This window comes from Ruegeria arenilitoris (assembly GCF_013031355.1).
Classification (GTDB): Bacteria; Pseudomonadota; Alphaproteobacteria; order Rhodobacterales; family Rhodobacteraceae; genus Ruegeria; species Ruegeria arenilitoris_C.
The window spans coordinates 415,363-435,955 of record NZ_WPZO01000003.1 but is presented as its reverse complement, the minus strand read 5'-3'; the positions used below and the strand labels follow the sequence as shown (position 1 = coordinate 435,955).

General features: G+C 59.5%; 23 protein-coding genes. 8 read left to right on the top strand and 15 right to left on the bottom strand.

The features are described 5' to 3' along the window. Positions 1–21 precede the first annotated feature (21 nt). The 3 genes from GOX63_RS10710 to GOX63_RS10700 all read right to left on the bottom strand — a co-directional run bounded on the left by GOX63_RS10710 (position 22) and on the right by GOX63_RS10700 (position 2,807). A complete protein-coding gene (locus GOX63_RS10710) occupies positions 22–1,137 on the bottom strand; it encodes a linear amide C-N hydrolase (RefSeq protein WP_170545694.1) in 1,116 nt (371 codons plus the stop codon). Positions 1,138–1,280: 143 nt separating this feature from the next. Beyond that, positions 1,281–1,727: a ribose 5-phosphate isomerase B gene (gene rpiB / locus GOX63_RS10705; RefSeq protein ID WP_170325951.1), complete on the bottom strand. Its 447-nt coding sequence runs from the start codon at positions 1,725–1,727 to the stop codon at positions 1,281–1,283. A 60-nt stretch (positions 1,728–1,787) separates the two neighbouring features. Next, positions 1,788–2,807, bottom strand: coding sequence for a ribose-phosphate pyrophosphokinase (locus GOX63_RS10700; RefSeq protein ID WP_170325950.1), 1,020 nt, complete (start codon positions 2,805–2,807; stop codon positions 1,788–1,790). A 108-nt stretch (positions 2,808–2,915) separates the two neighbouring features. Between GOX63_RS10700 and GOX63_RS10695 the strand changes: the two genes are divergently transcribed. Continuing rightward, positions 2,916–3,518, top strand: a complete 603-nt coding sequence (locus GOX63_RS10695) for a 2-hydroxychromene-2-carboxylate isomerase (protein ID WP_170325949.1) — start codon at positions 2,916–2,918, stop codon at positions 3,516–3,518. Then, positions 3,515–4,324, top strand: coding sequence for an alpha/beta fold hydrolase (locus GOX63_RS10690; protein ID WP_170545691.1), 810 nt, complete (start codon positions 3,515–3,517; stop codon positions 4,322–4,324). Before GOX63_RS10695 ends, GOX63_RS10690 begins: the two co-directional genes overlap by 4 nt. On the opposite strand, the gene GOX63_RS10685 is transcribed toward GOX63_RS10690, so the two are convergent. From GOX63_RS10685 to GOX63_RS10650, 8 genes are all read right to left on the bottom strand, one after another. Continuing rightward, positions 4,321–5,355, bottom strand: coding sequence for a threonine aldolase family protein (locus GOX63_RS10685; protein ID WP_170325947.1), 1,035 nt, complete (start codon positions 5,353–5,355; stop codon positions 4,321–4,323). The two genes, GOX63_RS10690 and GOX63_RS10685, sit on opposite strands and share 4 nt — an antisense overlap. Continuing rightward, on the bottom strand, positions 5,355–5,828 hold the full coding sequence (locus tag GOX63_RS10680) for a YcgN family cysteine cluster protein (protein ID WP_170325946.1): 474 nt from the start codon (positions 5,826–5,828) through the stop codon (positions 5,355–5,357). Before GOX63_RS10680 ends, GOX63_RS10685 begins: the two co-directional genes overlap by 1 nt. After that, positions 5,825–6,757 carry a bifunctional riboflavin kinase/FAD synthetase gene (locus tag GOX63_RS10675; RefSeq protein ID WP_170325945.1) on the bottom strand — a complete coding sequence of 311 codons (933 nt, stop codon included), beginning with the start codon at positions 6,755–6,757 and terminating at the stop codon, positions 5,825–5,827. The genes GOX63_RS10680 and GOX63_RS10675 overlap by 4 nt, the downstream gene beginning before the upstream one ends. A gap of 493 nt (positions 6,758–7,250) precedes the next feature. Next, positions 7,251–7,694, bottom strand: coding sequence for a MaoC family dehydratase (locus tag GOX63_RS10670; protein WP_170325944.1), 444 nt, complete (start codon positions 7,692–7,694; stop codon positions 7,251–7,253). A gap of 100 nt (positions 7,695–7,794) precedes the next feature. Beyond that, a complete protein-coding gene (locus tag GOX63_RS10665; RefSeq protein WP_170325943.1) occupies positions 7,795–8,670 on the bottom strand; it encodes an HAD family hydrolase in 876 nt (291 codons plus the stop codon). A gap of 104 nt (positions 8,671–8,774) precedes the next feature. Continuing rightward, positions 8,775–9,851 (bottom strand): DUF389 domain-containing protein, encoded by a 1,077-nt coding sequence (locus tag GOX63_RS10660; RefSeq protein WP_170325942.1) that lies wholly within the window; start codon positions 9,849–9,851, stop codon positions 8,775–8,777. 127 nt (positions 9,852–9,978) lie between these two features. Further along, on the bottom strand, positions 9,979–10,899 hold the full coding sequence (locus GOX63_RS10655; RefSeq protein ID WP_170325941.1) for a manganese-dependent inorganic pyrophosphatase: 921 nt from the start codon (positions 10,897–10,899) through the stop codon (positions 9,979–9,981). A 111-nt stretch (positions 10,900–11,010) separates the two neighbouring features. Next, positions 11,011–12,000, bottom strand: coding sequence for a TraB/GumN family protein (locus GOX63_RS10650; RefSeq protein WP_254435921.1), 990 nt, complete (start codon positions 11,998–12,000; stop codon positions 11,011–11,013). Positions 12,001–12,114: 114 nt separating this feature from the next. Between GOX63_RS10650 and GOX63_RS10645 the strand changes: the two genes are divergently transcribed. The 6 genes from GOX63_RS10645 (at position 12,115) to GOX63_RS10620 (ending at position 17,848) form a co-directional block, all read left to right on the top strand. Further along, a complete protein-coding gene (locus GOX63_RS10645; protein WP_170325939.1) occupies positions 12,115–12,789 on the top strand; it encodes a DUF2161 domain-containing phosphodiesterase in 675 nt (224 codons plus the stop codon). Between the two features lie 152 nt (positions 12,790–12,941). Then, on the top strand, positions 12,942–13,229 hold the full coding sequence (gene groES / locus GOX63_RS10640; RefSeq protein WP_039523824.1) for a co-chaperone GroES: 288 nt from the start codon (positions 12,942–12,944) through the stop codon (positions 13,227–13,229). Positions 13,230–13,283: 54 nt separating this feature from the next. After that, positions 13,284–14,924 carry a chaperonin GroEL gene (gene groL / locus GOX63_RS10635; RefSeq protein WP_170325938.1) on the top strand — a complete coding sequence of 547 codons (1,641 nt, stop codon included), beginning with the start codon at positions 13,284–13,286 and terminating at the stop codon, positions 14,922–14,924. Between the two features lie 121 nt (positions 14,925–15,045). Then, on the top strand, positions 15,046–15,888 hold the full coding sequence (locus tag GOX63_RS10630; protein WP_170325937.1) for a DMT family transporter: 843 nt from the start codon (positions 15,046–15,048) through the stop codon (positions 15,886–15,888). A 38-nt stretch (positions 15,889–15,926) separates the two neighbouring features. Further along, positions 15,927–16,700, top strand: coding sequence for an esterase/lipase family protein (locus GOX63_RS10625; RefSeq protein WP_170325936.1), 774 nt, complete (start codon positions 15,927–15,929; stop codon positions 16,698–16,700). Next, positions 16,697–17,848 (top strand): alpha-D-ribose 1-methylphosphonate 5-triphosphate diphosphatase, encoded by a 1,152-nt coding sequence (locus GOX63_RS10620; RefSeq protein WP_170545689.1) that lies wholly within the window; start codon positions 16,697–16,699, stop codon positions 17,846–17,848. Before GOX63_RS10625 ends, GOX63_RS10620 begins: the two co-directional genes overlap by 4 nt. 60 nt (positions 17,849–17,908) lie before the next feature. Here GOX63_RS10620 and GOX63_RS10615 read toward each other — a convergent pair whose 3' ends face one another. From GOX63_RS10615 to GOX63_RS10600, 4 genes are all read right to left on the bottom strand, one after another. Further along, on the bottom strand, positions 17,909–18,976 hold the full coding sequence (locus GOX63_RS10615) for a 5-(carboxyamino)imidazole ribonucleotide synthase (protein WP_170325934.1): 1,068 nt from the start codon (positions 18,974–18,976) through the stop codon (positions 17,909–17,911). A gap of 3 nt (positions 18,977–18,979) precedes the next feature. Then, positions 18,980–19,735, bottom strand: coding sequence for an NAD(P)-binding domain-containing protein (locus GOX63_RS10610; protein WP_170325933.1), 756 nt, complete (start codon positions 19,733–19,735; stop codon positions 18,980–18,982). Beyond that, positions 19,732–20,217: a 5-(carboxyamino)imidazole ribonucleotide mutase gene (gene purE / locus GOX63_RS10605; RefSeq protein WP_170325932.1), complete on the bottom strand. Its 486-nt coding sequence runs from the start codon at positions 20,215–20,217 to the stop codon at positions 19,732–19,734. Before purE ends, GOX63_RS10610 begins: the two co-directional genes overlap by 4 nt. 65 nt (positions 20,218–20,282) lie before the next feature. Then, complete coding sequence (locus GOX63_RS10600) at positions 20,283–20,507, bottom strand: YdcH family protein (protein WP_170325931.1); 225 nt, start codon at positions 20,505–20,507, stop codon at positions 20,283–20,285. Between the last annotated feature and the right edge of the window lie 86 nt (positions 20,508–20,593).

The following is a 20,593-nucleotide window of genomic DNA, read 5'->3' as shown; positions in this document are numbered from 1 at the left end:
AGTCCGCAGAGGGGCCTTGTCCTACTCGCGGGTTGCCAGATCTTCCACATCCTGACTTTTTGACAGATCCAGCGGTAGGTGCCGGATCGTATCTGACGAAAAGTCCAGACCCTCCAGCCCGAGCATTCTGACACGACGGTTGTGCTGGGTGTGGAAATACAGGGTCATGTTCTGTTGGTCCCAGACGGTCGTCCAGATTGTTGCGCTACGCATCTGGTCGATCTCATCGGTTGGCAGATCTGATCCTTCCGCAGAGCCCAAGGGCAGGTTGAAATTGTCCAGGATGCGGAACAGTTCATACACGGTTTCATCCGAATTTGAGGTTGGGCGAGCGGTCTGTGACCACGCAACTGCCCGAATGAAACGCGATGGTGGCGTGTGGTCTCCGGGCAAGCCGATCATGCCACTTCCGGCCCCCAGCGGTGTGAAATCGGTATTCTCGAGCCGTTTGTCCGGCAAGGCTACCGCAGAGAGGTTCAGGTAATTCCGCAGGTTCGTCGTGTGCCAATCGTAGTTGGGGGCGTTTGTGATGACTCCCAAGGGCGCATCGAAAAATCGCAATTCCCCTTCATGCGCCTCGACAACCATCGAATTGCCCTGACGGTCATTGAAAATCCAATGGGCAGCAACCGGGATGCCGATGGCCTCTTCCACAACGGGAACAACGCGGACGTTCTGAAGCCCTTCACGAAGCTCTTCCAGCGAAGAAAACTGAGTCAGGGCGTATCCCAGCACGTCCACCGCGGTGATCGTGTCAGCAGCGGCATCGGGGTCGTACTCGGCATAGTCGGCAAAGCCCGGATGATAGAATAACCCGCCAGCCAACCCGGCTTCGTTCATTCCGTCGGCAAGATAGTCCTGACCTAGCATGTCCAGCGCAACAACGCCGTACTTCGTACGCCATACCTTGCCGTTTTGCCCTTCGGGGGTTTTGCCCGTGAACTCAAAGTTCCGCGGTATGATAGCAACCCGAGAGTGGAGGTCGAAGGCGCCCCATTCCATTGTCCGGCCATACACGGATGATCCGTCCTGCGCATTCAACTGAATGCCGGTGCAAGCCTCTGCCGAAAAGGCCGTGGCCAATGTCATCTGCGCGGCGATAGAAAGTCCAAAGATTTGTTTTGTAATCGTTTTCATGACGGGACTCCTGAAAATCGGGTTTCAAAATGCTCCCGATCAGTGTTCCCGTAATGCGAATGGTGTCAACCGAAACGCAGGGGCTTTTGGTGCGCCGAAACGCTCTGACCGAGAGACTGAACTCCCGGCCAGAGCAGGTTTCTTCAGTCTGCAGACTCGATCATGTCCACACGTGTCGCGTGACGGCCGCCTTCAAACTCGGCGGTCAGGAAGGCGTCGACAATGTCCAGCGCCTGGCCTTCACCCACCACACGCGCGCCGATGGACAGCATGTTGGCGTTGTTGTGCTGACGGATCATCCGGGCCGAGAATGCGTCCGAGCAGACGCCACAGCGGATGCCGGGCACTTTGTTGGCTGCCATCATGATGCCCTGCCCGGTGCCGCACAGGATGATCCCCAGCTGACAGTCACCCGAGGCCACGGCCTGTGCTGCGGCCTTGCCGTGCTTGGGGTAATGTGTGCTTTCGGGTGTGGTTGGTCCGATATCCACCACGTCCCAGCCTTGGGCTGCAACATGGTCGGCGACGGCTTGGCGCAACTCGATAGCTGCGTGGTCGCTGGAAAGAACAATGCGTTTTGAGGCTGTCACGGAAACGTCCTGCTTTGGGTTTTTAACGAAAAAGGGCGGCTGTTGGGCCGCCCGTCTCTGTCAGTCCATATGGTACATGGATTCGTAGATCGGTGTCAGGGTCTTGTCCTCGAACAGCGACGACACGCTGGTGCCGTTCCAGATGTTCAGGATCGCCTGGGTAAAGATCGGCGCGGTCGGAACAATGCGGATGTTCTTGGCCTTGGCGATCTCTTTGGTCGGCTGGATCGTATCGGTAAGCACCAGCGACTTCATTACCGAGTTCGTCACACGTTCGACCGCGGGGCCGCTCATGACGCCGTGAGTGATGTACGAGTGCACTTCCTTCGCGCCATTATCCAGCAGCACCTGCGCCGCTTTGCATAGCGTGCCGGCGGTGTCGCACATGTCGTCCACGATCAGGCAGATCTTGTCTTTGACATCACCAATCACGGTCATCTCGGCCACTTCGCCCGCCTTTTCACGGCGCTTGTCCACGATCGACAGGGGGGCGTTGATGCGCTTGGCCAGCTCGCGCGCGCGGGCCACACCGCCAACGTCGGGCGAGACCACCATGATCTCATCCATGCTGTCCTTGAACTGGTGCTTCACATCCAGCGCAAAGATCGGCGAGGCATAAAGGTTGTCCACCGGGATATCGAAGAACCCCTGGATCTGGGCTGCGTGCAGGTCCATGGTCAGAACCCGCTCGATCCCTGCGCCGGTCAGCATGTTGGCGACTAGCTTTGCGGAAATCGGCGTGCGCGCCTTGGTGCGGCGGTCCTGGCGGGCATAGCCGAAATAAGGGATCACGGCCGTGATCCGCTGGGCCGAGGACCGGCGCAGTGCGTCGGCAATGATCAGAAGTTCCATCAGATTGTCATTTGCCGGGTTCGAGGTCGGCTGGACGATGAACATATCCTCGCCCCGGACGTTTTCGAACACTTCGACGAATATCTCGCCGTCGTTGAACCGTTCGACCCGCGCATCGACCAGACCTTGATCGACGCCGCGATACAGGCTCATGCGGCGTGCAATAGAATCGGCAAGCGGAAGATTGGCGTTCCCAGCGATTAGCTTGGGTTCGTTGAGTGTCGGCATCGGCTGAGGTCCCCGGGCAGCAATGGCAAATGTGACAGATTCGTGATGTTGACACCGCTTAGCATGGCCTTACCGTCCAGCAAAGATAACGCAGCGGAGAAAGTGAACATGGCCACCATTGACTACTATTTTGCGACAATTTCGCCATTCACCTATCTGGCGGGCGCACGGCTTGAAGAAATCGCGGCCAAGCATGACGCGACGATCAATTACAAACCGCTGGATATCATGGCTCTGTTCTCACGCACCGGGGGGACGCCGCCGAAGGATCGACATATCTCGCGCGTTGAATACCGGGCGCAAGAATTGCAGCGGCAGTCCAAGAATTTAGGCGTGGAGTTCAATATGCAGCCCGCGCATTGGCCGACGAATATGGCACCGTCCTCATATGCGGTGATTGCCGCGGTCAAGGATGGCTCCGGCGATGTGGGCAAGTTGGTTCAATCCTTCCTGCGCGCCTGTTGGGCCGAAGAAAAAGACATCGCGCAGGATGACGTGATCCGCGAATGTCTGTCGAATGCCGGGTTTGATCCGAACCTTGCGGATAGTGGCCTGCTTGTGGGTGCCGAAACCTATTCAGCCAATCTGGAAGAGGCCGTGGATCGTGGCGTTTTTGGTGCGCCTTTCTATATTACCGAGGATGATCAGAGGTTCTGGGGGCAGGATCGGCTGGACGATCTGGATCGGCATCTGGTCGAGATGAAAGGGTGAAGGACCTGTCACCGGTTCATGTCAGAACCTTGGGGCAGGGCGCCCGCAAGGTGCTAGCCCTACACTGCACGATTGCGCATTCCGGGGCCTGGTCGGGTCTGGCAGCGGCGCTGGACGGTGAGGCGACCCTGATCGCTCCCGACATGCTGTCGCATGGGCGCAGTCCGGATTGGGACGGGCAGGGCGATTTTTTCGACCTCGCGACGGAAGCGGCGGTCGCACAGCTGACCGAGCCGATGGGCGTGATCGGCCATTCCTTTGGCGGCATGATCGCGTTGCGCCTTGCGGCCGAACATCCAGACCTGATCCGCAGCGCCGTGTTGATCGAGCCTGTGTTCTTTGCAGTCGCGAAACAGGATGCGCCTGAGTTGTTAGCGAAACATGACCACGAGGCGCAGCCATATACCGATGCTCTGGCCGCCGGAGACATGGTGCTGGCCGCACGCCTGTTCAACAGGATGTGGAGCACCGATGACAGCCCTCGCTGGCCGGACCTGCCCGAGCGGACACGCGCGGCTATGGTGCGGGGCGTGCACGTCGTTCCCGCGGTGGAGGGCGTTCTGTTTCAAGATCAAAAGGGGTTGCTGAGCCCCGATGTTCTGGGCCTCGCAGCCATGCCGGTTCTGATCCTCAGCGGATCAAAAACGCACCCGGTGATGCCTGCGATCGGTCAGGGGCTGCAACGGCGGCTGCCAAACGCATCCTGCGCCGTGGTCGAGGGCGCAGGGCACATGGTGCCGATTTCGTATCCGCAAGACACTGCGCGTCTTGTGCAGCAGTTTTGGCGGGATGCCCGCGACCGTTAAAGCAGGGCGAGGAACCTGTCGATATCCTCGGCGCTGATCGACCAGTCGCAGACCAGACGGCAGGCGAGGATTTCCGCATCATCGGCCCCGTCCAGTTCCGCCCCCCACAGGTGATAGACGGCACCCGCGTCGTGCAGCTGTTTGTGCCGTGCCCGCGAGAATTGCGCGAAGATCATGTTCGCCTGCGGTTCGTGCAGGAATGAGGCCCCCTTGGCGCGCAACCCCTCGGCCAGACGGGCGCAGTTGTCATTGGCCTGACGCGCCAGTTTCAGCCACAGGTCATCCTGCAGATAGGCCGCCATTTGCGCCGACAGATAGCGATGCTTGGAAAACAGATGCGCCCCGCGCTTGCGGCGCAGTTCGAATTCCCAGGCTTTGGATTCGTCGAAAAAGACAACCGCCTCGACCCCCATCAGCCCGTTCTTGGTGCCGCCAAAGCTGACCGCATCCACACCCGCCTTCCACGTCATCTCGGCCGGAGAGCAGTTCAGTGCAACCAGCGCGTTGGTGAACCGCGCGCCGTCCAGATGCACTGGCAGGCCGTATTCCTTGGCCACACCGCACAGCGCCTGCAACTCGGCCAGCGAATAGACCGACCCGCGCTCTGTCACCTGCGTGATCGACACCGGACCGCGTTGGGGGCCGTGCACACCGCGCGTCTCTTCCGCCAGAATCGAGCGGCGCAGCGCCTCGGGCTCCATCTTGTCACCGCCCGGCACCAGCGTCAGCTTGGCGCCGCTGTAGAACTCCGGCGCGTTGCACTCATCCTCGTGGATATGGGCAACAGGCGAGCAGAATACCGTATCCCAAGGGTTTGCAAGCGTCGCCAGCGCCAGCGAATTGGCCGCCGTGCCGGTGGCCACCAGATAAACCGCCGCGCCCGGAGCCTCGAAGATGCCGCGAATGCGATCCCGCACCTCGTTCATCAGGGTGTCGGCGCCATAGGCCATCTGATAACCTTCATTGGCCGCGTTCAGTGCGGCCATGACCTGCGGGTGAACCGGCCCGGAATTGTCAGAGGCGAAATACATCAGCTGGGCTCCTCGATGATATAGTCTTCCCACTCTTCAAGCGGTGTTTCAAACTCGGACACCGTGCGCCCCTGAACCGACATTCTGGCGGCGTGCACGCTGTTCGGCGTACCAGATATCAACGGGTGCCAATCGTAAAGAGGTTTCCCTTCCCACAGCAGCCGATAGGCGCAGGTCTGCGGAAGCCAATAGGCGTGGTCGTCTATGTTGTCGGGCTTCATCACGATACATTCCGGCACGAACTGGTGGCGGATGTCGTATTGGGTGCATCGACAAGTCTCATCGTCCAGCAGGCGGCAGGCGACGCAGGTCAGGGCGACCTCGCCTGTATCTTCGTCTTCCAGCTTGTTCAGGCAGCATTTGCCGCATCCGTCGCACAGCGCCTCCCACTCGCGCTGGTTCATCTTGGTCAGCGGTTTGCGTTCCCAGAAGCGGGGGCTCAGGCCGTTGCGATCAATCGGGTCGGCGGTCATAGCGCCGCCAGAATGCTGCGGGCCTTGTCGCAATCGGCATCCATCTGGGTGATGAGGCCATCCAGCCCGTCAAAGGTCATCTCGGGGCGTAGATAGTCGATCAGGCCGACCGACAGGGTCGCGCCATAAAGATCCCCCGAGAAGTCGAACAGGAAGGTTTCAATATTGGGCACTTCGCCATGGAACATCGGTCGCGTCCCGACCGAGGCCGCGCCGAGATAGCTGCCCTGATGGGGGCCGTCCAACACATCGACCAACACCGCATAGACGCCGAATTTCGGCGGGTGCAAGCCTTCGATGGACATGTTTGCAGTGGGGAAGCCCAGCTCGCGGCCACGCTGTTCGCCACCTATCACTTCGCCCTCGATCCGGTGCCAATGGCCTAGCATGGCGGCGGCATCGCGCGGGCGGCCTTCCGACAGGGCAGTGCGGATTGCGGTCGAGGACACCACGTTCTCGGACCGTTCCATCAGCGGGGCAATGGTGACGCCGAACCCCATCTCCTGCCCAAAGCGGACCATGTCATCTGCCGTCCCGCTGCGGCCTTTGCCGAAGCAGAAATCGGCCCCCACGACCACATGCGACAGGCCCAGCCCGTCGCAGATCACGTTGCGAGCGAATTCCTCGGGTGTCAGTCCGGCCAGGGCGGCGTTGAAGGGCAATTCGTACAGCTTTCGCACACCCAGCTTTTCCAAACGGTGCGCGCGGGCATTGCCGCGCATCAGGCGAAAGGGGGGCGCGTCGGGTGCAAAGTACTCGCGCGGGTGGGGTTCAAATGTCATCACACCCAATGGGGCATCCGGGGCGGCATTGCGCGCCAGTTCGATCACCGACTGATGGCCGATATGAACGCCATCAAAATTCCCGATCGCCACGCTGGCGCCGCGGTCCTGAGGCTCGATAAACTGAAAATCCCGGATAATGCGCATACCGCCTGCCTATCGGGACTGCGGGGCGGGTTCAAGCGTCTGATTGCGTCGTCAGGGTCGGACCGGCCAGCCCCAAAACTCTGCTTCGCCGCATCCGTAGGTTTGGCCAATGGGGGCACAACTCATTCGGTGCATCCTAGCTGATTTGTATTGATGCGTTTCCGATCAGTTTGAGTAGCCTGGTAGCCCGACCTCAAGCTTGTAGAGTAATACGTCAGGCGGCATCAAAATGATGTTAAACTTAGTGAATAAGTCACCACTGGAAGAGAGATGAAGAAGTTCTTGTTTATTGGGATATGCGCGTGCTTGCTAACAGAAGAGCCTGCGTCTGCTGTTTCGCATTTTGGGTTCGTGTCAGGCGATGAGATTGCACACGGAGGTGGCTGCCGTAGAGACTCTCCTCCCGGGAAATGTTGCCATGCAGGCAAAAAGCCTTTGCATTGTCACTAAAGTAAAGGGCGTCAATGCGACGCCCTTTCCACCTCAACTCAAGTCAGTCGAACTTGCGCGACGGGGCCAGCACCATGGCTTCGCCGATCAGCACTTTCTTACCGTCGACCGAGCAGTGGCAGTCCAGCTTGACCCGGCGCTTTGAAAAGTCGATGTCGATCACCTTGACCTCGGCATAGACCATGTCGCCAGGGCGGACAGGAGCCAGGAACTTCAGCGACTGACCCATGTAAACCGTACCGTGACCGGGCAGTTGTTCCCCAATTACGGCCGAGATCAGGCCCGCGGTCAGCATTCCATGCGCAATGCGGCCCTCGAAGATCGTGTCGCGGGCATAATCGTCATCCAGATGCACTGGATTCCGGTCAGTCGAAACCTGCGCGAACATCTCGATGTCTTCATCCGTCACCACTTTGCGCAGGTGACGGGTCATGCCCATTTCGATGTCTTCGATACAGATCGTGCCGCGCGGAAGATTGTCCAACATGTCGCCCTCACTTAAATCCGTAGGGCAACAAAACAACCGAAGTCACCCCTGTTCGGCAACTTTATTACTTCGCAGTCGCAGAAAATCAAGTCTTTTCTGACTATCTCAAGAGGCCGATTGTATAGGTGGGGTTGATATTTTCCCTTGCGATATAATCAGTTAGGGATTCGTGGTGCGGATGGTGCTCAGTTTTTGTTTCGGCCGCGGCCAATCCGCCCGAGATGAACAGAGAATCAATCCCCTCTCCCATGCCGCCCAGAATGTCGGTATGGGGGCCGTCGCCGATCACCAGAATGTCGCCATCGGGGATGTCATGACCCATTTCCTGCAACCGGCGGCGGGCCAGATCGTAGATCGGCGGATGCGGTTTGCCGAAGTACAGGCTCTCTCCACCCATCTCGGTATAGAGCTTGGCCAGCGCGCCTGCGCACCATTCCCGGACCTCGCCCCGGTCAACCACGATATCGGGGTTGGCGCAGAGCAGCTTCATGCCCTTTTGCTTGGCATAGAGGAAATCGGGACGGTTGACCGAAGGGTCCGCCATCGGATCGAACGGGCCGCAGCAGACGATGCCTTCGGCCTCGTCCAGAGGGACACGTTCGATGTGGATGGGGTGGTGCAGCAGTTTCAGCGGTTCAAAGAACCCGGCGTCCCGTTGCCATTCCCCCATGAAGTAGACCTTTTCGCCCACCGCACCCCGAAACATCGCCGAACGCGCCGAGTCGCCGCTGGTGGCGATGGTGTCATAGGCATCGGCGGGCACGTTGAAGTGCTCCAACTGTACAGCTACGCCTGCGCGGGGTTTCGGAGAGTTCGTGACCAGCACCACAATCCCGCCTTTCGCCCGATAGGCCTGAAGGGCGGCAACAGCCTCGGGGAAGGCGGTGATGCCGTTGTGAACGCAGCCCCAAAGGTCAACGAACAACGCCTTATAGCGATCGGATACTTCGGACAGGGCGTGGATGATCTGGGTCATGAAAAGCCTCGGGGGAGTTAAATCAGGTTGCGACAGCTATTACAAAGCTGGTGCAGTTTTGCCATCCCGCAAAATCAATTGCCGGGAAACTAGGGCCGTTTCTTTCAGTTTTCTTCGGTCACTTTCTCTACGTCCGGTGCTTGCTGGACGGTGTCTGTGCCCAAAATGATTTGCGCGCCAATCCTATTTTGAAATCGCACAACGACCAAATAGCCCGGACCCAGTTCCTTGCGTAAGACGTCAACCAGAGGTTTCTCTCGCAGGCTCTCAGGTAATAATCCTACAACCGAGGAGACTTTGTAGGCCGCCTCGATCGGTAGGTCGACAATCAACCAGATGTCGGCATGTTTGCTTTTGGCGTTTACGTCGATGCGGATGATCTCGACCGAGACCGGATCGGCCCAGTTGCGGATGGTTTGTGCCAGTTGCGCCTCGGTCCGTGTTTCGAGGTACCGATTATACGTGGATTTGCCCAACTGTAGGACGACAAAGGCCAGAAAGGCCAAAGTTACCACCACGCTGGCTGTGAAGTTCAGCTTGCGCCGACCTTTACTGAAAACCACCGAGCGGGCCGCGTACACGATATAGACCGCGCAGGCGGACAGGATAATCGCGCCCAGGTTTGTGGCAAACAACAAGACGGCTTCATACGCTTCTGCCGGTTCTCTGAAATACATCAGAACACCCGAGGCTGACAGCGGCGGCACCAGTGACACGCCAATGGCTGCGCCGGGCAGCAAGCTGGCTTCGGACCTGTTGATCTGAACATATGCCCCGGCGACACCTGCAGCCAAGGCTACGATCAGATCCTCGGTTCCTGGATCAGTCCGGGCCAGAACCTGATCAGGGATCAGAATCCCGCGCGGGACGTCGGCGACATAGACCAGAAACCAGGCCAGCAGGACGCACAATACTGCTGCGCCGCAAACAATCACTGCCAGGTAGAGCGCCCGCCCCAGCCATCCCATGACCATAGCTGCCGCCACGCCAAGAATAGGAGTCATCAGCGGCGCCACCAACATTGCGGCGATTACCACTGCGCCGGAATTGCGCAACATGCCCATCGTGGCAATGACCACGGACAGGGTCAGCAACATGGCAAAGCGGCGCCAATAGGCTGATTTATCCTGGCCTTCGAACCGCAGGATGCTGCGTGTTGTGCTGAACTTGCGCTTACTCATACTTTGGATCTGGTCCGGTACCCACTCTATTGACCAGAGTAACAACGGAAGCGTTTCACGCAAATATTTCAGTGCAATGAAAAAAGGCGCCCTCTTGGGGCGCCTTTAAAAATCACTGTTCCGAAGGTTAGACCTTGAGGTTCGGAATGATCTGCTTTTTGCGGCTCATGATGCCGGGCAGAACAACGGCGTCACCATTGACCGAAGCGCCAAAGCTTTTCTCGGCTACGCCTTTGACCAGATCGTTCGGCACCAGAAGGGTGGCTTCTTCGTTCAGGATATCGACAACGAACAGCAGAACCTGATCGACGCCATCTTCCTTGGCAACGTCCACCATCGAGTCCGCCAGGCTTGCCTTACGGTCCAGCACGACGCCGGGTGCGGTGGTTTCCAGAACCGAGACGCGGAACTTGGTGCCGTCGACTTCGTATTCCTTGCTGTCCATGCGGATCAGTTCAGCGTCCGAAAAGGACGATACATCCGATTTGGCCGCGAACATGTCGGCAGCATAGGTCGAGACGTCCAAGCCCAGATCGGCGGCCAGTTTCTCGGCCACGTCGCGGTCATGCGCGGTGGTGGTGGGCGAGCGGAATTCCAACGTGTCCGACAGGATGCAGGTCAGCGCCGCGCCTTTAATGGCTTCGGGCATCTTGGCGGCGTCGTCACCCATCAGGTCGACCATGATGGTCGCGGTGCAGGCCAGCGGGCGCACGGTGATGTCGATCGGGCCTTTGGTTTCCAGACCGCCGACCAGCTTGTGGTGGTCGATAATGGCGCGGATGTCGGCGCTGTTGATGCTGGCGGGCAGCTCGGCCGGGTTGTTGGTGTCAACGATGACAACCGGCGCGTCGGCTTCGACGTCGTCGATGATGCGCGGCTTGGGCAGGTCCCAGCGCTGCAGCATGAACGCGGCTTCGGTGTTGGGTTCGCCCAGCAGAACGGGCTCGGCCTGTTCGCCTTTGACTTCGTTCAGGTACCATGACCACAGGATCGGAGAGCCGGTGGAATCGGTGTCGGGGGATTTATGGCCAAATACAAGAGTTGTCATGTCAGCGTCCTGAGGATGATAAATTTGCGCGCCTTATAGGGTGGTCCGCCGGGGTTGTCACCCGGCAGAGTTTACGCTGCGACGGTTGGTCTGGATTTCGCTGGTTTCAGGTCAGAAGGGGGCGCGGGTCAGGGTGTATCCGGCCTGTTGCAACTGGTTCAGCAGGCCGTGTGTGTCGCTAAGATGCCCCGCGCCCACGGCGATCACGGCGGTCTGATCCTGAATGTTCAGAATATGCGGCATCCAGTTGTTGTTCCGTTCGATCAGCAGGTGTTGTTCGAACGCATTCCATTCCTCGTCAAAAACTTCGGGTGACATGCCGGAATACTTGCGCGCCATGATGCGACCCAGTTCGATGGAATGCGCGTGATTTTCGTCGAAGTAGGCATTTTTCATGGTGGCCATTTGGTCGTCGCTGTTTCCATACGCATTGGCCATCCGCGCCAGCGATTCCGCCTGTTCTTCGATGGTGTGGATTTCGAACATCGCCATCAGTTCCTCGATGCTCTCCAACGAGAATTGCGGGATGCCGTTTTCTTCGGCCAATTCGGTCAGGCGTGCATCCAGCCCGCGACTGGCCTCCGGGTCGCCAATTAGACACGCAGGCATGGCCAGCGTCATGCCCAGAAACCAGGGGCGCATTTTTGCCCCCATCCAACTGGGTATGCCGCGCTCGTCCAATGCAGAAGACAAGGTCGCCCACGCCTCCTCTGGTAGCAGGTCAATCAGAGTGGGGCCGGACGTGATCATGATCGGGCTCGGGTCCAGGGCCAGTTCCTGTTCCCAGGCGTCCATTTCGTTCCGAGTCACTTCGAAATAGAACGCATCGGCCTGGCTGAGTGTCGGCGTCAGGCGTTCGACAATTGCGCCCATGCGCGGATCGTTCAGGTGCAGTGTGCCGATCAGATGCAGCACCGTGTCGCCCTTGGTCGCGATCCAGTGGTTGCCTTCTGGATAGGGGACACCTTCGAGGGCCTGTTCCAGTTCTGCCCATGCCGCGGGTGTCAGATCGGCCTTTAGATCACGCCCTTCGCACGCGGCCTGAACGGTGGCGGGCAGCAACAGGCAGATCAGGAACAGGAACAGGCGCATGTGTTTCATCCCGGTGGTGTCATCTTTGCCGAACCTTGCCCCGGTGCAGGGCGGTATGCAAGGCAGATCAGAGGCTTGCAGGTGACCTCTGGCATTCTGTGGCAAATCGCCTAGCATGCGGTCATGGACCGCGAGCAGGATCTCTACCCCCCTATCAAGGCGCTGTTGGAGCGTCAGGGCTATACCGTCAAAGGCGAGGTCGGCGCGGCCGATGTCGTCGCGTTGCGGGATGGGAGTGAGCCAGTGATCGTAGAGCTCAAACTGCGGTTTTCTCTGGCGCTGTTTCATCAGGCGATCACGCGGCTGAAAGTGACCGATCAGGTCTATATCGGCGTGTGCAAACCTAAAGGACGCACAGCCCGGCGGGCGCTGAAGGACAACCTCTCTTTGTGCCGTCGTCTGGGCTTGGGGCTGATCACCGTTCGGGCCGATGGCGCGGTCGAGGTGCAATGCGATCCCGGCCCCTACGCACCGCGCAAGAACAAGGCCAAAGCGGCGCGGTTGCTGCGAGAATTCGACCGATTGGAAGGCGATCCCAACGCCGGTGGTGCCACCCGGCATGGCATCGTCACTGCTTACCGCCAGGACGCGTTGAAGTGTGCGGCTCATCTTGCCGAATGTGGCGCCACCAAGGGGGCCGAGGTGGCGAAAGCGACCGGAGTACCCACGGCCACCCGCCTGATGCGGGAAAACCATTATGGTTGGTTTGAGAAGGTTGAAAAGGGCGTTTATGTGCTTACCTCTCAGGGGGCGGAAGGGTTGAAGCATTGGGCCTATAGCTGGGAACAAGCCGACTGACCCAAGCCGCAAAAAAATCCATCACAGCTTGTTGACTCGGGGTTTTGAACTCCCTAGCTATGCGTCGTTATCACTCTCCACCTTTGAGTGCTAACGCCTCGCCGTCCGGTGAGGGGAGGATAGATAAACTTTGAGCCCAAGGAGCTGCAAAGATGGCATTGAAACCGCTTCATGACCGCGTGCTGGTTCGCCGTACCGAAAGCGAAGAGAAAACCGCAGGCGGCCTGATCATTCCTGACAGCGCAAAAGAAAAGCCCAGCGAAGGCGAAGTCGTCGCGACCGGTGAAGGCGCACGCAAGGACAGCGGCGAACTGATCGCAATGGCTGTGAAAGCTGGCGACAAGATCCTGTTCGGCAAATGGTCGGGCACCGAGGTTCAGGTCAACGGCGAAGAGCTGCTGATGATGAAAGAAAGCGACATCATGGGGATCATCGAGTAAGCCCACGCGCTTCTCTGATCTTCATTCCCAACTTATTTCTCAAGGAGAAACGACATGGCTGCAAAGGACGTCAAGTTCGACACCGATGCCCGTAACCGCATGCTGGCAGGTGTGAACATCCTGGCCGATGCTGTTAAAGTGACCCTGGGCCCCAAAGGCCGCAACGTGGTTCTGGACAAATCCTTCGGCGCACCGCGCATCACCAAAGACGGTGTCTCGGTTGCCAAGGAAATCGAACTGGAAGACAAGTTCGAAAACATGGGCGCGCAGATGGTGAAAGAAGTCGCCAGCCGCACCAACGACGAAGCCGGTGACGGCACCACCACCGCAACCGTTCTGGCCCAGGCCATCGTTCGCGAAGGTCTGAAGCAGGTTGCAGCTGGTCTGAACCCGATGGACCTGAAGCGCGGCATCGACCTGGCAACTGCCAAGGTTGTTGAAGGCATCAAGTCGGCTTCGCGCGAAGTCAAAGACTCGTCGGAAGTCGCTCAGGTCGGCACCATCTCGGCCAACGGCGAAGCCGAAATCGGCCAGCAAATCGCAGACGCGATGCAGAAGGTCGGCAACGAAGGCGTCATCACCGTCGAAGAAAACAAAGGTCTGGAAACTGAGACCGACGTTGTCGAAGGTATGCAGTTCGACCGTGGCTACCTGTCGCCTTACTTCGTCACCAACGCAGACAAGATGATCGCAGAACTCGACGACTGCATGATCCTGCTGCACGAAAAGAAACTGTCCTCGCTGCAGCCGATGGTTCCGCTGCTCGAGCAGGTGATCCAGTCGCAAAAGCCGCTGCTGATCATTGCTGAGGATGTTGAAGGTGAAGCGCTGGCAACGCTGGTTGTCAACAAACTGCGCGGCGGCCTGAAAATTGCTGCTGTCAAAGCACCGGGCTTCGGCGACCGCCGCAAAGCCATGCTGCAGGACATCGCAATCCTGACCGGCGGTCAGGTCATCAGCGAAGACCTGGGCATGAAGCTCGAGTCCGTCACCATGGACATGCTGGGCACTGCCAAGAAAATCGAAATCACCAAAGACGAAACCACCATCGTTGACGGTGCTGGCGAGAAAGCTGAGATCGAAGCACGTGTTGCTCAGATCCGCACTCAGATCGAAGAAACCTCGTCGGACTACGACCGTGAGAAGCTGCAAGAGCGCGTTGCCAAACTGGCAGGCGGTGTTGCCGTTATCCGCGTCGGCGGCATGACCGAAGTTGAAGTAAAAGAGCGTAAGGACCGTGTGGACGATGCTCTGAACGCAACCCGCGCTGCTGTGCAGGAAGGCGTTGTTGTAGGCGGCGGTGTTGCTCTGGTTCAGGCCGGTAAAGCACTGGAAGCTCTGGAAGGTGCAAACGCTGACCAGAACGCCGGTATCAACATCGTTCGCAAAGCAATCGAAGCGCCGCTGCGCCAGATCGCCGAGAACGCAGGTGTTGATGGTGCGGTTGTTGCGGGCAAAGTCCGTGAATCCGCTGACGCATCCTTCGGCTTCAACGCTCAGACCGAAGAATATGGCGACATGTTCTCGTTCGGCGTCATCGACCCGGCCAAAGTTGTCCGTACCGCTCTGGAAGACGCGGCATCGGTTGCTGGTCTGCTGGTTACCACCGAAGCGATGGTTGCCGACAAACCGCAGAAAGACGCGCCTGCTGGTGGCGGCATGCCCGACATGGGCGGCATGGGCGGCATGATGTAAGCTGCTTAAGCTATAATGCTAAAGAGCGGGGTCGCCTTCGGGCGGCCCCGTTTCTTTTTTGCGACACAGTCGCGAAGGAATGTGAGTGTGCAAACCCCTGCGAAACGGCTATGCGGTTGATATGCGTTTGTTTCTGCTCACTGCCCTGACCATGTGCGCCTTTGCGGCGAACTCGATCCTGAACCGCATGGCAATCGACAGCGGTGCCAGCGATCCTGCCGGGTTCGCCGTTGTTCGGGTTCTGGCCGGGGCTGTGGTACTGGTAGGTCTTGTTTGGCTCCGGTCTGGGCATCTGCCGCTGCGCAACCGGCGCAGGATCACGGGGGCAGGGGCGTTGTCGCTTTACATGATCGGGTTTTCACTGGCTTATCTGACGCTGGATGCCGGGTTGGGGGCGTTGATCCTGTTCGGAGTGGTGCAGATCACAATGTTTGCTGTGACATCTGTTACAGGAAACACCCCGACCTCCCGCCAGATTGCCGGTGCTGCGATTGCGCTAGCGGGCTTGGCTTATGTGCTCTGGCCGTCCGGCGTCGTGCAGGTCGACCTTCAGGGCGCGGTGCTGATGGCGGCTGCGGGGGTCGGCTGGGCGATCTATTCTCTGGCCGGGCGATCTGAACCGGATGCTTTGGCGGGGACAGCGGCCAATTTCATCGTTGCCCTACCGGTGACCGGGTTGGCCCTTTTGGTTAACGGAGCAGAATGGCAGATGACCGGTTCGGGTTACTTGTTGGCCGCGATCTCGGGCGGTGTCACGTCGGGGATGGGGTACGCGCTTTGGTATCGCGTCCTGCCGCAACTGGCCCCGACCACGGCAGCGGTGGTGCAACTGAGCGTTCCAATAATCGCCATTCTCGGCGGCATTCTCCTGCTGGGTGAGGTAGCCAGCCTGCGCCTGATCCTGGGGGCATTGCTGGTTCTGGGCGGCATTGCGTTGGCCGTCCTGCGCCTAACACCGCGCTAGGGGTTTCATCACCAACGCTTAGGGCTTATCTGGCGGCTATGAGATATCTGCTTGCCCTGTTTCTGTTCCTTGTTCCGGTCGTGGCCCAGGCAAAATGCGTGGTTCTGCTGCACGGGCTTGCGCGGACCGAGGCGTCATTCACCGTCATGGAGCAGCTTTTTCAGGCGCACGGATACAACGTGGTGCGCCCCGGCTATCCCTCGACAGACCTGCCAATCCCCGAACTGGCCAACCAGACCTTGCCGGATGCCTTCGCGGCCTGTGGAGACGACACGGCGAATGTCGTGGCGCACTCGATGGGTGGGATTCTGCTGCGCTATTGGCTGCAGGACCACCACCCGGAGAATCTGGGCCGTGTGGTCATGCTCGGCCCGCCCAATCAGGGCAGCCAACTGGTCGATGAGCTGGGCGCCTGGGAAGTGTTCGGCATGTTGCACGGCCCAGCCGGGCTGGCACTGGGCACCGGCCCCGAGGGCATCCCGCGCCAGTTACCTCCGGTAGAGTTCGAACTCGGCGTGATCGCGGGCGAAAACTCGTTGAACCCGGTGTTTTCGTCGATGATCGACGGTCGGGACGACGGCAAGGTGTCGATCGAAACGACCAAGGTCGAAGGGATGAAGGATCATATCGTTCTGCCGGTGACCCACACCTTCATGATGAACAACCCGCGCGTGATGGCGCAGGCGCTGCATTTCATTGAATTCGGGCAGTTTGACCCCCAGATCACTTGGCTGGACGGGGTGCTGGATGTCATCGACGAAATCTGCATCGGGCGGGATTGCTCGGAACCTGCTTCGGAGCCCTCGCAATGAATGCTTTGAACCTGACCCTGATCGGCGCAGAGGTGCTGTTGCCGGAGCAGGGCCTTGTGCCTTCCGACTTGGCCATTGGGGATGGGGTTATTCAGCCGGACCGTGCCGGGCGGGAAATCGACCTGTCCGGCTATCTGGTGTTGCCAGGGATCATCGATCTGCACGGGGATGGGTTCGAACGGCATATCGCGCCGCGTCGAGGGGCGATGAAACAAATGGACGAAGGCATACTCTCGGTCGAGGCCGAGCTGGCGGCTAACGGTATCACCACCGCTGTTCTGGCCCAGTTCCACAGTTGGGAAGGCGGTGTTCGCGGCCCCGAATTTGCAGGGCAGGTATTTGACGCCATTGCTGCGGTCAAAGATCGTGTGGTCACCGACCTGATGCCGCAATTGCGGTTCGAGACGCATATGCTCGACGACTACGCAGGCCTGCCTGAACGTATTGCCGAATGGCAGGTGCCCTATGTGGTGTTCAACGACCATCTGCCGCATGATCGGCTGGCCGAGCGACGCAAACCGCCGCGCCTGACCGGGCAGGCACTCAAGGCTGGGCGCAACCCGGAGAAGCACTTCGAACTGTTGCTGTCCATGCATGACCGCCGGACCGAGGTGCCTGCGGCGCTGGACGCGCTGTGTGCGGACCTCGCCAAACAGGGCGTGCGCATGGGCAGCCATGACGATGCCACTGCACAAACCCGCGCCGACTGGCGCGTGCGGGGGGCACAGATCGCCGAGTTCCCCGAAACGCTTGAGGCCGCCGAGGCGGCGCGTGCTTCGGGTGACTATATTATTCTGGGGTCGCCCAATGTGGTGCGCGGGGGATCACATAAGGGCAACGTCAGCGCGCTGGATCTGATCTCGATGGGGTATTGTGATGCGCTGGCCTCGGACTATCACTACCCCAGTCCGCGCCGGGCTGCGCTGATGCTGGCCAAGTCCGGGTTGGTGGACATGGCAGGGGCCTGGGCGTTGGTATCGTCGGGCCCCGCACGAGTGCTTGGATTGGATGATCGGGGAACTTTGGCTGCCGGAAAACGTGCCGACCTGACCATACTGGACAGGCAGGCCCACCGCGTTGCCGCAACTCTGGCCAATGGCCGCGTCAGCTATATGGCCGGGGATATCGCGGACCGGTTCATCGGCTGATCCGCGCTTCATCAGGCCATAAATGTCTCCGCCGGCGGCATCGCGCGCCAACGCGATACCCTAGCGGGAGATGCGGTTGAAATGCCCCATCTTTCGGCCGGCCTTGATCTCGGCCTTGCCATAAAGGTGCAGGGCCACATCGCGTTCCTGTGCCAGTTCCGGTACCCGGTCCATGTCGCCGCCGATCAGGTTCTCCATGACAACATCCGAATGCCGTTGTCCGTCGCCCAGCGGCCACCCGGCCACGGCGCGGATATGCTGTTCGAACTGATCCACGGCGCAGCCATTCTGCGTCCAGTGGCCCGAGTTATGCACCCGCGGCGCAATCTCGTTCACGATCAGACCGGCAGGGGTGACGAATAGCTCAACCCCCATGACGCCGACATAGTCCAGCGCGTTGAGGATATTGGCGGCCAGCAAGACCGCGTCCGTGCGCTGCGCCGGGCGCAGGCGGGCCGGGACCGTTGTGGTGTGCAGGATGCCATCGCGGTGCACGTTCTCGCCGGGGTCGAAACAGGCGACCTGTCCATCCAGGCCGCGCGCGGCGATGATCGAAACTTCGTGCGTGAACTCCACGAACCCTTCAAGGATCGACGGTGCGCCAGCCATATCGGCCAGAGCGGTTTCGGCATCTTCGGGCGCACGCAACCGTGCTTGCCCCTTACCGTCATAGCCAAACCGGCGGGTTTTCAGGATGGCGGGGGTGCCGATCTGTTCGATCGCTGCGTTCAGGCTGTCCAGATCGGTGATATCGGCAAACGGTGCGGTTTGCAGACCCAACCCCTGTAGAAAAATCTTCTCTGTCAGACGGTCTTGGCTGACCCGCAGCGCCTCGCGTCCCGGGCGGATCGGGCGATGGGATTCCAACAGGTCCAGCGCCTCGGTCGGGATGTTTTCGAACTCATAGGTGATGACATCGACCGACTCGGCAAAGGCGCGCAAGGCGTCCGCATCATCGTAGGCTGCGGTGGTCACCCGGTCGGCGACCTGCCCCGCGGGCGGGTTGGCGCCGGGTTCATAGATATGGGTCACAAAGCCCAAACGCGCCGCCGCTACGGACGACATTCGGCCCAGTTGGCCACCGCCAAGAATGCCAATCGTGGCACCGGGAGCAAGCATGTCGGTCATTATTCAGGTCTCCAGCCGTTTGCCGATTGCAGTCAGGGCGTCGCGCAAGGCCTGATGCGCCTTGTCAGTTTGCAGGGCCTGCGTCATTTGAAGGCTCAGCGTTCCGTCAGTGGCCAGCGCATCGCGTTCGGCGGCAAGCCGTCCGGCCTGACCTTTGTTCATGGTCGCAAGAAACCCTGCCATCAACTGCGTCGTGTAGAATTCTGCGCCGTCAGCATCGCCCGTCTGATCGGCCAGCCATTCCGAGCCGGTCGCCAACAGATCCAGAATACCGGGAACCATCGCGCAGATCGCAAAATGGGCATTCAGCGATGCTTCGCTTGCCACTTTGACGACCGGATTTTCGGGGGCCAACAGGTCGGCCAGCAGCTGATCGTTCCCATAAGCCGCCATAGGGCAGCCGCCCTGTTCCAGAAAGCCCAACGGGATCGTTTGCACGAAATCCGCGGCAGGGGCACACAGCGATCTGAGTTCTTCCTCGGAAACCGCGGCCATGACAGAAACGATCCGATGTTCGGATCCAAAGGTCAGCGGACCAAGTACTTCGGCAGCGATTTGCGGGCGCAGGCACAAAAACACAATCTCAGACTGGTCAATCACCGACTGCGGATCGCTTACCGTCGCGTTGATTTCGGCTTTCAGCGCAGCCGAGACCGAGGCGTTGCGCTCGGTCACAAAAATCTCGTGCCCTTTACGGGCGAGCAGGCGTGCGATTGGTGCCGCGATATGGCCAGTGCCGATGAACCCGATCCGGCTCATCCCTGTGGTTCCTCGGGGATCGAGGCCGACAAAGCCTCACGCCACGCGTCTAACCGCTGCGCCAGAGCGTCATCCTGCAAGGCCAGAATGCCGGCGGCCATCAAGCCTGCATTCGCGCCGCCAGCCGATCCGATCGCCATGGTTGCCACGGGGAACCCCTTGGGCATCTGGACGATGGAATACAGTGAATCGACACCCGACAGCGCCCGCGTCTGCACTGGAACGCCGATCACCGGCACCCGCGTTTTCGAGGCCATCATACCCGGCAGATGCGCGGCCCCACCGGCCCCTGCAATGATCACGTTCAGCCCGCGCGATACGGCGGTTTTGCCATAGTCCCACAAACGGTCGGGGGTGCGGTGTGCTGAGACGATGCGTTTCTCATATGCAATGCCCAGCTCATCCAGAATGTCAGCTGCTTCTTTCATCGTGGGCCAATCCGACTGGCTGCCCATGATGATCCCCACTTTCACGTCGCTCATCCGCTTGCTTCCCCGCCTTCTGAGAGAGCGCGCACTATAGCCAAAACCGACTTCGTGGCAATGCGTCAGGCAATGATATCAGGGGTCAAACGGTCTTCGATCAGGCGAATGATGTCCTTCAGCCGCAGTTTTTGCTTTTTCAACCGTTTGATCGTCAGTTGATCGGCTGTGCCGGTGGCTTGCAGCGCTTCGATCGCCTCGTCCAGATCACGGTGCTGGCGGCGGAAAACCTCCAGTTCAACCCGCAAAACCTCGTCTGTTTTCATCGAAAGATCGGTGGGCGCGTTCATGTGCGACTCAGTGCCTTTTGTGGTGCTTAACACACAAGATAGTGTGTCAGGCTTTATCCGGCCAGACCTTGTGGACATCCCCGCAT

Bases quoted from the DNA above. Each gene is read 5' to 3' on its own strand.
- groES (WP_039523824.1), top strand. From the start codon at position 12,942: ATGGCATTGAAACCGCTTCATGACCGCGTGCTGGTTCGCCGTACCGAA.
- GOX63_RS10620 (WP_170545689.1), top strand. From the start codon at position 16,697: ATGAATGCTTTGAACCTGACCCTGATCGGCGCAGAGGTGCTGTTGCCG.
- purE (WP_170325932.1), bottom strand. From the start codon at position 20,217: ATGAGCGACGTGAAAGTGGGGATCATCATGGGCAGCCAGTCGGATTGG.
- GOX63_RS10645 (WP_170325939.1), top strand. From the start codon at position 12,115: ATGGACCGCGAGCAGGATCTCTACCCCCCTATCAAGGCGCTGTTGGAG.
- groL (WP_170325938.1), top strand. From the start codon at position 13,284: ATGGCTGCAAAGGACGTCAAGTTCGACACCGATGCCCGTAACCGCATG.
- GOX63_RS10710 (WP_170545694.1), bottom strand. From the start codon at position 1,137: ATGAAAACGATTACAAAACAAATCTTTGGACTTTCTATCGCCGCGCAG.
- GOX63_RS10610 (WP_170325933.1), bottom strand. From the start codon at position 19,735: ATGAGCCGGATCGGGTTCATCGGCACTGGCCATATCGCGGCACCAATC.
- GOX63_RS10660 (WP_170325942.1), bottom strand. From the start codon at position 9,851: ATGAGTAAGCGCAAGTTCAGCACAACACGCAGCATCCTGCGGTTCGAA.
- GOX63_RS10685 (WP_170325947.1), bottom strand. From the start codon at position 5,355: ATGTATTTCGCCTCTGACAATTCCGGGCCGGTTCACCCGCAGGTCATG.
- GOX63_RS10675 (WP_170325945.1), bottom strand. From the start codon at position 6,757: ATGCGCATTATCCGGGATTTTCAGTTTATCGAGCCTCAGGACCGCGGC.
- GOX63_RS10700 (WP_170325950.1), bottom strand. From the start codon at position 2,807: ATGCCGACACTCAACGAACCCAAGCTAATCGCTGGGAACGCCAATCTT.
- GOX63_RS10625 (WP_170325936.1), top strand. From the start codon at position 15,927: ATGAGATATCTGCTTGCCCTGTTTCTGTTCCTTGTTCCGGTCGTGGCC.
- GOX63_RS10600 (WP_170325931.1), bottom strand. From the start codon at position 20,507: ATGAACGCGCCCACCGATCTTTCGATGAAAACAGACGAGGTTTTGCGG.
- GOX63_RS10695 (WP_170325949.1), top strand. From the start codon at position 2,916: ATGGCCACCATTGACTACTATTTTGCGACAATTTCGCCATTCACCTAT.
- GOX63_RS10630 (WP_170325937.1), top strand. From the start codon at position 15,046: ATGCGTTTGTTTCTGCTCACTGCCCTGACCATGTGCGCCTTTGCGGCG.
- GOX63_RS10670 (WP_170325944.1), bottom strand. From the start codon at position 7,694: ATGTTGGACAATCTTCCGCGCGGCACGATCTGTATCGAAGACATCGAA.
- GOX63_RS10655 (WP_170325941.1), bottom strand. From the start codon at position 10,899: ATGACAACTCTTGTATTTGGCCATAAATCCCCCGACACCGATTCCACC.
- GOX63_RS10680 (WP_170325946.1), bottom strand. From the start codon at position 5,828: ATGACCGCCGACCCGATTGATCGCAACGGCCTGAGCCCCCGCTTCTGG.
- GOX63_RS10650 (WP_254435921.1), bottom strand. From the start codon at position 12,000: ATGAAACACATGCGCCTGTTCCTGTTCCTGATCTGCCTGTTGCTGCCC.
- GOX63_RS10615 (WP_170325934.1), bottom strand. From the start codon at position 18,976: ATGACCGACATGCTTGCTCCCGGTGCCACGATTGGCATTCTTGGCGGT.
- GOX63_RS10665 (WP_170325943.1), bottom strand. From the start codon at position 8,670: ATGACCCAGATCATCCACGCCCTGTCCGAAGTATCCGATCGCTATAAG.